This is a genomic window from Streptomyces sp. NPDC048416, assembly GCF_043200435.1.
Lineage (GTDB): Bacteria > Actinomycetota > Actinomycetes > Streptomycetales > Streptomycetaceae > Streptomyces.
This window is the reverse complement of record NZ_JBICXU010000034.1, coordinates 73,835-84,985: the sequence shown is the minus strand read 5'-3', so window position 1 is coordinate 84,985 and position 11,151 is coordinate 73,835. Positions and strand designations below refer to the sequence as shown.

Below are 11,151 nucleotides of genomic sequence, written 5' to 3'. Positions count from 1 at the left end.
CGCCCCAGACCCCGGGGGTTTTCCCACCCGCCCGCCCGTACAGCGCATTGAATGTGCTGAGCCCTGGGGCTGCGCCCCAGACCCCATGCGGGGGCTCCGCCCCCTGCACCCCCGTTCGCGCCTTAAGGGCGCTCGTCCTCAATCGCCGGACGGGCTGAAGATGCCCATGCTGCCCGGCATCGAGTAGTCAGGGGCGCGGGGCTGTGACATTGCGCGGCTCCGCCGCGGTGGGCGCGACCGGCAGTTCGGGGTGCCCTACAGGGGCGCGAGGAACTGCGCGACCAGCCACGCACGGCCCGCACCCGAAAACCGGCCCCTCAAGGGGCGCGGGGAACTGCGCGACCAGCCACGCACGACCCGCACCCGAAAGCCGGCCCCTCAAGGGGCGCGGGGAACTGCGCAACCAGCCACGCACGACCCGCACCCGAAAGCCGGCCTCTCCAGGGGCGCGGGGAACTGCGCGAGCGGCCACCCGTCACGCCAGGCCGGGTGGGGGTGGCCGGGGTTACTGCGTGGCGCGCCCCCGCGGGGTCGTCGCCCTCGGGTCGAAACCGAACGGCAGCTCAAGGCGATGCGCCCGCATCAACGCCTCGTCGCACAGGACATCCGCCGTGGGCCCATCCGCGGCGATGACCCCCTCGCTGAGAATCACCGCCCGCCCACACAGCTCCAGCGCATACGGCAGGTCATGCGTGACCATCAGCACCGTGACGTCCAACCCCCGCAGAATGTCGGCGAGTTCGCGCCGCGAGGCAGGGTCCAGGTTGGAGGACGGTTCGTCCAGGACCAGGATCTCCGGGGACATCGCCAGGACCGTCGCGACAGCGACCCGGCGGCGCTGCCCGAAGGACAGGTGGTGCGGCGGCCGGTCCGCGTACTCGGCCATCCCCACCTGCGCCAGCGCCCCCATGACCCGTTCCTGCAACTCCGCCCCACGCATCCCGGACGACGCCGGACCGAAGGCGACGTCCTCGCGGACGGTCGGCATGAAGAGCTGGTCGTCGGGGTCCTGGAAGACGATGCCGACCCGGCGCCGGATCTCGGCAAGGTTCTGCTTGGCCACCGGCAGACCCGCGACGGTCACCGACCCCGCGCCGCCTTCGAGGATGCCGTTGAGGTGCAGGACAAGTGTGGTCTTGCCCGCCCCGTTGGGCCCGAGCAGCGCGACCCGTTCGCCGCGTCCCACGGTCAGGTCGACGCCGAACAGGGCCTGATGGCCGTCGGGGTAGGCGAAGGCGAGGCCGGCCACTTCGAGGGAGGGAACGTTCACAGGGGCCTCGGGGGTCATGGGCATGGGCATGGGCATTAGCACTGGCACTGGCGAAGTCGGCTCGGGCGCATGGGGAAGGAGGGAGGGAGGGAGGGAGGGGGGTCCCGGCGGGGGCCCCGGGGGCTTCGGGGTCACAGGGTCCAGCCAAGCAGACACACGACCAGCGCCGCCCCCGGCAGGGCGACCGCCCGTGTCCACTGGCCCCGCGTCGCCGTCACCTCGTCGATCACCGGCATCGTGCCGGCGTAACCGCGGCTGACCATCGCGAGATGGACGCGTTCGCCCCGCTCGTAGGAGCGGATGAAGAGCGCGCCCGCCGACTTGGCGAGGACGCTCCAGGAGCGTACGCCCCGCGCCTCGAAGCCCCGCGAGCGGCGGGCGATGGACATGCGGCGCATCTCGTCCGTGATGACGTCCCCGTACCGGATCATGAAGGAGGCGATCTGAACCAGGAGCGGCGGCAGCCGCAGGCGCTGGAGGCCGAGCAGCAGGGCGCGCAGTTCGGTGGTGGAGGCCAGGATCACCGACGCGGCGACGCCGAGGGTGCCCTTCGCCAGGACGTTCCAGGCGCCCCACAGGCCGTTCTCGCTGAGCGAGAGGCCAAGCACGTGCACCTGTTCACCGGGCACGACGAACGGCATGAGCACCGCGAACGCCACGAAGGGAATCTCGATGAGCAGCCGCTTGAGGAGGTAGCCGGCCGGGATGCGGGCCGCGCCCGCCACGACGGCGAGCAGCGCGGCGTACAGCGCGAAGGCCCACATCGCCTCGCGCGGTGTGGACACCACGACGACGACGAACAGGAACACCGCCGCGAGCTTGCAGTGCGGAGGCAGCTCATGGACCGGCGAGTGGCCGTGCCGGTACAGCCGGTGGGAGTGGCCCGCTCCCACGTCAGACCGTTTCGGGGGTGCGCTCGGCGGCGGCCGGCTCCGCGCGGCGCCTGCGTACCGCCCAGAACACGCCGCTGCCGACGACCACGGTGACGCCGACGCCGATCACTCCGGCGAGGCCGCCGGCCAGGCGGGCGTCGCCGACGTCCTTGACGGAGTAGTCCGCGAGCGGCGAATCGGAGGAGGCGTGCTGGGTGGTCTTGGCGTCGATGCCCTTGTCGTGGGCGACCTTCTCCAGGCCGTCGGGGCTTGCGGAGGCGTAGAAGGACACGAATCCGGCGAGCAGCAGGGCGGTGACGATGCCGATGCCCCACACCTTGCGCGTCGAGCCGCTGCGCGCCGCGGCGGGGGCCGGGGTGGCGGCGGGCGCGTCGACGAGTTCGCCGCCCACGCGCAGCTTGAGCGGCGCGGTCAGGCCGCGGGCGCCGTGCACGAGGTCGGGGCGGACCGCGATGACCGCGCCCACGGTGAGCGCGGTGATGACGGCTTCGCCGACACCGATGAGGATGTGCACGCCGACCATCGCAGTGAGCACCTTGCTGATCGGTACGTCGGTGGTGCCGCCCAGCGCGTAGATCGCAGTGAAGACGAGGGCGGCGGCCGGCACCGAGAGGAGCGCGGCCACGAAGGAGGCCGCGGTCACCGAGCGGCGGGTGCGGGGCAGCACCTTGACCAGGCCGCGGAAGACGAGGTAGGCGACGACCGTGGTCGTGATCGCCATGTCGGTGATGTTGACGCCGAGCGCGGTGAGGCCGCCGTCGGCGAAGAGGATGCCCTGCATGAGCAGGACCACGGAGACGCACAGCACGCCCGTGTAGGGCCCGACGAGGATCGCGGCGAGCGCGCCGCCCAGCAGATGCCCGCTGGTGCCGGCCGCCACGGGGAAGTTCAGCATCTGCACCGCGAAGATGAACGCGGCGACGAGACCGGCGAGCGGTGCCGTCTTCTCTCCCCCGCTGCTCAATCCGTGCGAGGTGCCCCCAAGTTCCCGGCGCGCGCCGCGCAGGCTCACGGCGACGGCCGCGGCGGCGACCACGCCTGTGACCGCCGATACAGGTGCGTTGATGAATCCATCGGGTACATGCATGGGTGGACTCCGATTTCCCGTGGCGCCCTCTTCCCTGCGCGGGCGTGCGCAGAACCGTTTGATGATAGTGCCTTGTTGCGAAGCGGTTGCAAGAGCGGCACAGCACCAGGTGACAAGCCGACTCACCGGGGCTTCCGTACGGAAATATGGGACATTGGAGACTAACTAGAGCAAATCGGTATGCCGGTACGGCGGTGTCGGTTACGCCGGTACGCCGGTACGCCCGGTACGCCGGTATCGGTATTCGACAGCAGCACCCAGGGTGAGGAGCGACCGATGTCCCCCGCAGTCGAGGAGCACGCCGAGGACCCCGCCGCCCGCCACCCCGCAGAGGCCCGTCCTGCCGAAGCCCGGCCCACAGAGGCCCGTCCTGCCGAGGGCCGCTCCGCCGAAGCCCGTCCCGCCGAGGGGTACGCGCGGGGGCACGCCGGGCGGCGCTCCGTCGAGGATCACGCGCGGGCCCATGTCGTCACGGACGCCCCGCTCTCCAACCCCGTCCCGGTGGCCCTGCGCTACGACCCCGGCGATTCCTCCGGCGCGGTCTGCTTCGCCTTCCCCGGCGGCAACGAGTGGATCTTCCCGCGCGATCTGCTCGAATCGGGGCTGCGCGCCCCGGCCAAGCGGGGCGACGTGAGCGTCTGGCCGTGCGGCCGGGCCCAGACGGTCCTCGAATTCCACTCGCCGGACGGAGTGGCGGTCGTCCAGTTCGACAGCTCGCCCCTGGTCCGCTTCCTGCGGCACACGTACGCCATCGACGCACGCGCCGCCCCGTCACCGGTGGGCCGGCGCCCCTGAGCGCCCCTGAGCGCCCCCGGGCTCCCGGGCTCCCGGCGCTTACGACGCTCCCGGCGCTTCCGGCCCCGCACACGTCTTGGGACATGCGGTGGCCCCCCGTGCGTCCTGCGCACGGGGGGCCACCGGGCGCCAGCGGTCCCGTCCCCACAGGCCGTTGGCGTCGGCCGGGATCCTTGGCCGCTCGGTCAGCGGATCCCGGCGTTCAGGGGGGTGCGGTCAGACCCGCGCCAACGTGCGGTCGGCGTCGCTGTCCCCGCCGTGCTCGCCGGCCTCCTGCTGCTTGCGCAGGCCCTCGCCCTCGACGTCGACGTTGGGCAGCACCTTGTCCAGCCAGCGCGGCAGCCACCAGGCCTTCGCGCCGAGCAGCGCGAGCACCGCGGGCACGATCGCCATCCGGACGATGAACGCGTCGAAGAAGACGGCGATCGCGAGACCGAAGCCGATCATCTTGATCATCTGCTCGCTGGAGCCGATGAAGCCGGAGAAGACCGCGATCATGATGACGGCGGCGGCCGTCACCACGCGGGCGCCGTGCTTGAACCCGGTGACGATCGCCTGCCCCGGCCGCTCGCCGTGGACGTACGCCTCGCGCATCCGCGTGACCAGGAAGACCTCGTAGTCCATCGCGAGGCCGAAGACCACGCCCACCATGAAGATCGGCATCATCGACATGATCGGGCCGGTCTGCTGGACGCCGAACACCGAGCCGAGCCAGCCCCACTGGAAGACCGCGACGACCGCGCCGAGGGCGGCGACCACCGAGAGCAGGAAGCCGAGGGCCGCCTTCAGCGGGACCAGGACCGAGCGGAAGACCACCATCAGGAGCAGGAAGGCGAGTCCGACGACCAGGGCCAGGTAGGGCAGCAGCGCGTCGTTCATCTTCTGCGAGAAGTCGATGTTCATCGCGGTCGAGCCGGTGACCAGGACCTTCGCCCCGGTGTCCGCCTTGATCGTGGAACCGGCGTCCCGGATCGAGTGGACCAGGTCCTCGGTCTCGGTGGACGACGGCTTGGACTTCGGGATGACCGTGATGGTCGCCGTGTCGTTGCCCGTGTCCTTGTTGAAGTGCGCCGGCAGCACCGGGCCCACGTCGGGGAGCTTCTTGATCGCGGCGACCGTCGCATCGGCGGCGGCCTGCGGGTTCGCGGCGCCCTTGCCGTCCACGACGACCATGAACGGCCCGTTGAAGCCCGGCCCGAAGCCCTCCGACAGGGTGTCGTAGGCGCGGCGCTGGGTGGTGGAGGTCGGCTGCGAGCCGTCGTCCGGCAGACCCATCTGGAGGGAGCTCGCGGGCAGCGCGATCGCGCCGAGGCCGATGACGCCGGCAAGCAGCACCCACACCGGCTTGCGCAGCACGAAGCTCGCCCAGCGGGTGCCCATGTTGGGCTTGGCGTCGGCGGCCTTCTCGCCCCGCTCGTGCGCCTTGCGCGCCTTGCGGCCCAGGACCCGCTTGCCGGCGAAGCCGAGCAGCGCGGGTATGAGCGTGAGGGCGATGAGGACGGCGATGCAGACCGTGCCCGCGGCCGCGGCGCCCATCTTGGTGAGCATCGGGATGTTGACGACGGCGAGGCCGACCAGGGCGATGACCACGGTCAGGCCGGCGAACACGACCGCGGATCCGGCCGTTCCGACGGCCCGCCCCGCGGCTTCCTCACGCTCCCTGCCCTCGGCCAGCTCCGCCCGGTAGCGCGAGACGATGAACAGGGCGTAGTCGATACCGACCGCGAGCCCGATCATCATCGCGAGCGTGGACGTGGTGGACCCGAGGTCGAGCACATTGGCCAGGGCCGTGATGGTGGAGACGCCGATGCCGACGCCGATCAGGGCGGTGAGCAGCGGAAGCCCCGCCGCGACCAGCGAGCCGAAGGTGATCACCAGGACGAGGCCCGCGATGACCACGCCGACGATCTCGCCGGCCCCGGTCTCCGGCATCGCCTGGAGCGCGTCACCGCCGATCTCCACGGTGAGCCCGGCCGCCTTCGCCTGGTCGCCGCTCTTCTTCAGCGCGTCGCGGGTGTCGTCGGTGAGCTGCATCGCGTTGTACTTGTACGACACCTGGACGTACGCGATGGGCCCCTGGCCGTTCTTGGAGACGGCGTTCGCCTTGAAGGGGTCGGTGACCGAGGCGATCTGGTCGGAGCCCGCCTTCAGGCCGGCCACCGTCTTCTCGACCGCGGCCTTGTTCGCGGGGTCGGCCATCTTCTGGCCTTCGGGCGCCTTGAAGACGACGCGGGCGGTCGCCCCGTCGGCGGTTTCGTTCGGGAACCGGTCCTTGAGCAGGTCGAAGGCACGCTGCGCCTCGGTGCCCGGGATCGAGAACGAGGAGGAGGTGGCGGTGGTGGCGGAGGCGGCACCGAACCCGGCGAGCGCGAGCAGTGCCACCCACACCAGGGCGACATAGCGGCGGCGCCGGAAGGCGAACCTGCCTAGGCGGTAGAGGAACGTGGCCACGAGGGCGTACTCCCGGTCGAGTCGTATGGAACAGCAGGGCATGGGGAACCAGCCCGACGACGAGAGCGGCGTACGTCAGGTGGGGCGGGTACTGCGTGGGGAGTGCCGGGCGGGGTGCCTAGCGGGGGTCGCCGAGGGCGGGGAGGACCACGGCGTCGAAGTAGTCGGCGAGGAAGGCCTTGTCGACCGGCCGGTCCTCGATGAACTGCCGGGCCGCGAAGGCACCGACCATCATGTGTACGACGTAGGGGAGCGCGCGGTTGTCCACACCGACCTCGCCTCGCTCCACCGCCCGCCGCAGCACCGTGTCGAGACCGGTGATCTCCGGCTCGATCAGTACCTCGCGCAGCGCTTGGTGCAGCTCGGGGTGGTCGTGGACGGCCCGCATCAGACCCCGCATCAGCGCGGAGTCCTTCTCCATCTGACAGTCGTCCTCGCGGGCGACCATCGCCTGGAAGTCGCCGCGCAGCGAGCCGGTGTCGATCTCGGCGAGACCGACCGGCTTGTTGTGCCGCAGCGCCCGTGCGACCAGCTCGGGTTTGTTCCCCCACTGGCGGTAGAGGGTGGCCTTGCTGGAACGGGTGCGGGTGGCGACGGCGTCCATGGTCAGGGCGTCGTAACCGACCTCGCGCAGCAGGTCGAGCACGGCTTCGTAGAGCTCTGCCTCGCGTTCCGGGGTGAGCCTGCCCGCCATGTCGACCTCCTCTCCTTTTGCGTACCGTACGAAGGTAACCTCGGCCCGCAGCGAAACGAAACCGTTTCGCTTGTGTTCTCGACCACAGGTGTCGGAGCGGGATAAGAGCGACGGCGAGCGGAATGCACCCTTCCCACAAGTTGCCGCACCCCCTTCCCGCGGAAAGCATTGGGGGGTGAGTGACGACGCCGCGTACCTCAGGTTCCCGCATCTGCACGACGACTTGCTGTGCTTCGCCGCCGAGGACGATCTCTGGGTCGCCCCGCTGGTACCGGCCGGGCACAGTCCCTCGCGCGCCTGGCGGGTCACCGTCGACCGCACCAAGATCGGCCACCCCCGCTTCTCGCCCGACGGCAGCCAGATCGCGTACACGACCTGGCGCAGCCTCGACCCGGAGATCCACCTGGCCCCGGTGGCCGGCGGCCCGGCCCGCCGGCTCACCTACTGGGGCTCGTCCGACACCCGGGTGTGCGGCTGGGCGCCGGACGGGCACATCCTGGCGGTGTCCTCGCACGGGCAGCCGTTCTCGTACTTCTCCTGGGCCTACAGCGTGCCCACCGACGGCTCCCCCGGCGGCAAGCTCCCCTGGGGCCCGGTCTCCGACATCGCGGTCGCCGACGTGGAGGGCGAGCGCCGCAGCCTGCTGCTCACCGGGAAACCGCCGCACGAGCCGGCCGCCTGGAAGCGCTACCGCGGCGGCGCCACCGGACGCCTGTGGCTGCACGGCGAGCGGCTGCTCGCCGACATCGGCGGCCACCTGGACTCGCCCATGTTCGTGGCCGGCCGCATCGCCTTCCTCTCCGACCACGAGGGCGTCGGCAACCTGTACTCCTGCCTGCCCGACGGCTCCGGCCTGACCCGGCACACCGACCACGACGCCTTCTACGCCCGGCACGCCTCAAGCGACGGCCGCCGGGTCGTCTACCAGTGCGCGGGCGACCTGTGGATCGTGGACGCGCTCACCCCCGACTCGGTGCCGCGCAAGCTGGACGTGACCCTGGGCGGCCCGCGCGCCGGGCGGCGCGCCTACCAGGTCCCGGCCGCCAACCACGTCGACGCGCTGTCCGTGGACACCACAGGACGGGCCAGCGCCGTCGTGGTGCGCGGCAGTCTGTACTGGCTCACCCACCGCGACGGCCCGGCCCGCACCATCGCGGACACCCCGGGCGTACGGGTGCGGCTGCCGGAGATGCTGGGCAGCGGCGGCCAGGTCGCCTACATCACCGACGCGGACGGCGAGGACGCGGTCGAGATCGCCTTCCTGCCGCGCGCGAGCGGCTGCCGCGAGCCGCGCCGCCTCGCGGCCGGCCGCCTGGGCCGGGTGCAGGAGATGGTGTCCGACCCCGACGGCGAGCGCCTGGCGATCGCCTCGAACGACGGGCGCCTCCTGCTCATCGACGTGGCGGAGGAAGCGGCGGCCGTCGCGGAACCGACCGGCGCGACACGGCTGCGCCGCTATACGGAGCCGGAACCGGGCGGAGCGACGGACGACCGGGGGGACGCACAGGACCGGGGTGACGCCCAGGGCCCGGGCGCGGAACCGGATGGCGCGGGCCCCGAGGCGGGGTCCGGCGGACCGGATGGCGCGGGCCCCGGAGCGGGGTCCGGTCCGGGAACGGGGGGCGCCCTTTCCGGCCCGGGCGCCGCGGCCGTGCCGCCCGTCTTTGCCGCCGTGACCGGCGAGGGCGAGGTGACGGAGCTGATCCGTTCCGTCAACGGGCCGGTCCGCGACCTCGCCTTCTCGCCCGACGGCGCGTGGCTGACCTGGTCGCACCCGGGCATCGGACGCTCCCTCCGGCAGATCAAGATGGCCCGGATCGCGGGCCCCGGCCCCCACACCGTCGTGGACGTCACCAATGGCCGCTTCGAGGACGAGAACCCGGTGTTCACCAGCGACGGCCGCTATCTGGCGTTCCTGTCCTGGCGCGGCTTCGACCCCGTGTACGACGTGCACACCGGCGACCTGTCCTTCCCGCTGGGCTGCCGCCCCTACCTCGTACCACTGAACTCGGCGACGCCGTCCCCGTTCGCGCTGTCGCCGGACGGGCGGCCCGCGGCGGGCGGTCTCGACCCCGTGGACGACTCGGGCGACGGCACGGTGATGGTGGAGATGGAGGGCCTGGAGAGCCGGGTCACACCGTTCCCGGTGTCCGCGTCCAAGTACTCGGCCCTGTGCCCGGTCGCCGGCGGCGGCCTCGTCTGGCTGCGCTGGCCCATCTCGGGCGCGCTCGGCGAGACCTTCGCCAACCCGGCCGACACCTCGGGCCGCCCCACCCTCGAACACTTCACCATCTCCAAGGCCCGCAGGACCGAACTGGTCGACCACCTCGACTACTTCGCGATCAGCGGCGACGCCAGCCGTCTTGTGGTCGTGGACGAGGGCGAGCTGCGCGCGGTGCCCGCCACCGAGCCCGGCGACAACGACTCCACGGTCTACCTCGACCTGCGCCGCATCCTGCACGAGGTCGACCCGGCCCTGGAGTGGCGCCAGGCCTACGACGAGGCGGGGCGCATCATCCGCTCCTACTTCTGGGAGCCGCAGATGTGCGGCATCGACTGGTCGGCGGTCCTCGACCAGTACCGACCGCTGGTGGAACGGGTCGCCTCCCCCGACGAGTTCGGCGACCTGCTGCGCGAAGTGCTGGGCGAGCTGGGCACGTCGCACGCGTACGTCACCGCCGCCCGCCGCAACGAAGGGCCCCCGCACTACCAGCGCGCCCAGGGCCTGCTCGGCGCCAACCTGGCGTGCCGGGACGGGAGTTGGGTGATCCGGCGCATCCTGCCAGGCGACTCGTCCGACTCCAAGGCGCGCTCACCCCTCGCAGGCGCGGGCATCCGCGAGGGCGCGGCCCTCACCCACGTCGACGGCCGCCCCGTCGATCCGGTCGCCGGCCCCTTCCCGCTGCTCGCGGGCGCGGGCGGCACGACCGTCGAGCTGACCTTCAGCCCCGCCGGGGGCCAGGGCCGCTCCCGCCGTGTCGCGGTGGTGCCGCTGGTCGACGAACGGCCGCTGCGCTACCAGGACTGGGTGGCCAAACGCCGCGAGGTGGTACGGGAGTTGAGCGGCGGCAAGTGCGGGTATCTGCACATCCCGGACATGGGCGGTTCGGGCTGGGCCCAGTTCAACCGGGACCTGCGCCTGGAGGTCAGCCGGCCCGCCCTCATCGTGGACGTACGCGGCAACGCGGGCGGCCACATCAGCGAGCTGGTGGTGGAGAAGCTGACCCGGCGCATCCTGGGCTGGGACCTGACGCGGGACGCCCAGGCGGTCTCGTACGCCTCCAACTCCCCCCGGGGCCCGGTGGTCGCCCTCGCCGACGAGGCGACGTCGTCGGACGGCGACATGATCACGGCCGCGTTCCGGCTCCTGAAGCTGGGTCCGGTGGTGGGCCAGCGCACCTGGGGCGGGGTGGTCGGCATGACGGGGCGTCACACGCTGGGTGACGGCACGGTCATCACGGTGCCGATGAACGCGGCGTGGTTCGACGCGTACGGGTGGGGCGTGGAGAACCACGGGGTCGAGCCGGATCTGGAGATCCTGCGCACCCCGCTCGACTGGGCGGAGGGCCGGCACGCCCAACTGGACGACGCGGTCCAGCTGGCCCTCGACCTCCTGGCCCTCCACCCCGCGTCCACCCCACCCGGCTACACGGCCACCCCCGACCGCCGACGCCCCGAACTCCCCCCGAGGGAGGGCCCCTTGTGACGCCCCGCCCCTGACTGCTCGGTGCCGGGCGGCGCGGGCGTCCTTCAGGCACCCCGGTCGGCTCACGGGTGTGGACCGCGCCGGCTTGCTCGCCCAGTTCCCCGCGCCCCTGAACCACCCGGCGCCGCCCGGCACGCACGCCTTCAGCCTGTCCGGCGTTTGAGGACGAGCCCCCTTGAGGCACGAACGGGGCCTGGGGCAGAGCCCCAGGAACCCCGGCGCTTTCGGGTGCGGACCGTGCTGGGGCACCCGCGC

Annotated in this window: 7 protein-coding genes; 2 read left to right on the top strand and 5 right to left on the bottom strand. The window is 72.2% G+C overall.

Translation table 11 applies throughout. The annotated features are described in order from the left end of the window. Positions 1–505: 505 nt before the first annotated feature. The 3 genes from ACGFW5_RS30555 to ACGFW5_RS30545 all read right to left on the bottom strand — a co-directional run bounded on the left by ACGFW5_RS30555 (position 506) and on the right by ACGFW5_RS30545 (position 3,250). Positions 506–1,294, bottom strand: a complete 789-nt coding sequence (locus ACGFW5_RS30555; RefSeq protein WP_393837553.1) for an energy-coupling factor ABC transporter ATP-binding protein — start codon at positions 1,292–1,294, stop codon at positions 506–508. Positions 1,295–1,401: 107 nt separating this feature from the next. Then, positions 1,402–2,163, bottom strand: coding sequence for a cobalt ECF transporter T component CbiQ (gene cbiQ, locus ACGFW5_RS30550; RefSeq protein WP_393837552.1), 762 nt, complete (start codon positions 2,161–2,163; stop codon positions 1,402–1,404). Between the two features lies 1 nt (position 2,164). Further along, the gene (locus tag ACGFW5_RS30545) at positions 2,165–3,250 is read right to left on the bottom strand and encodes an energy-coupling factor ABC transporter permease (protein WP_393837551.1); all 1,086 of its coding nucleotides are present in this window, start codon (positions 3,248–3,250) and stop codon (positions 2,165–2,167) included. Positions 3,251–3,526: 276 nt separating this feature from the next. Here ACGFW5_RS30545 and ACGFW5_RS30540 point away from each other — a divergent pair, with 276 nt between their 5' ends. Next, the gene (locus ACGFW5_RS30540) at positions 3,527–4,045 is read left to right on the top strand and encodes an SsgA family sporulation/cell division regulator (protein WP_393837550.1); all 519 of its coding nucleotides are present in this window, start codon (positions 3,527–3,529) and stop codon (positions 4,043–4,045) included. Positions 4,046–4,261: 216 nt separating this feature from the next. Here the strand turns inward: ACGFW5_RS30540 and ACGFW5_RS30535 are convergent, their stop codons facing one another. Both ACGFW5_RS30535 and ACGFW5_RS30530 read right to left on the bottom strand, forming a co-directional pair. Further along, a complete protein-coding gene (locus ACGFW5_RS30535) occupies positions 4,262–6,496 on the bottom strand; it encodes an MMPL family transporter (RefSeq protein ID WP_393837549.1) in 2,235 nt (744 codons plus the stop codon). A gap of 118 nt (positions 6,497–6,614) precedes the next feature. Beyond that, the gene (locus ACGFW5_RS30530; RefSeq protein ID WP_393837548.1) at positions 6,615–7,190 is read right to left on the bottom strand and encodes a TetR/AcrR family transcriptional regulator; all 576 of its coding nucleotides are present in this window, start codon (positions 7,188–7,190) and stop codon (positions 6,615–6,617) included. 175 nt (positions 7,191–7,365) lie between these two features. Here ACGFW5_RS30530 and ACGFW5_RS30525 point away from each other — a divergent pair, with 175 nt between their 5' ends. Further along, positions 7,366–10,896, top strand: coding sequence for a S41 family peptidase (locus ACGFW5_RS30525; RefSeq protein ID WP_393837547.1), 3,531 nt, complete (start codon positions 7,366–7,368; stop codon positions 10,894–10,896). Positions 10,897–11,151: the final 255 nt, after the last annotated feature.

Coding starts and splice junctions, on each gene's coding strand:
- ACGFW5_RS30555 (WP_393837553.1), bottom strand. CDS start 1,294: ATGCCCATGACCCCCGAGGCCCCTGTGAACGTTCCCTCCCTCGAAGTG.
- ACGFW5_RS30545 (WP_393837551.1), bottom strand. CDS start 3,250: ATGCATGTACCCGATGGATTCATCAACGCACCTGTATCGGCGGTCACA.
- ACGFW5_RS30540 (WP_393837550.1), top strand. CDS start 3,527: ATGTCCCCCGCAGTCGAGGAGCACGCCGAGGACCCCGCCGCCCGCCAC.
- ACGFW5_RS30530 (WP_393837548.1), bottom strand. CDS start 7,190: ATGGCGGGCAGGCTCACCCCGGAACGCGAGGCAGAGCTCTACGAAGCC.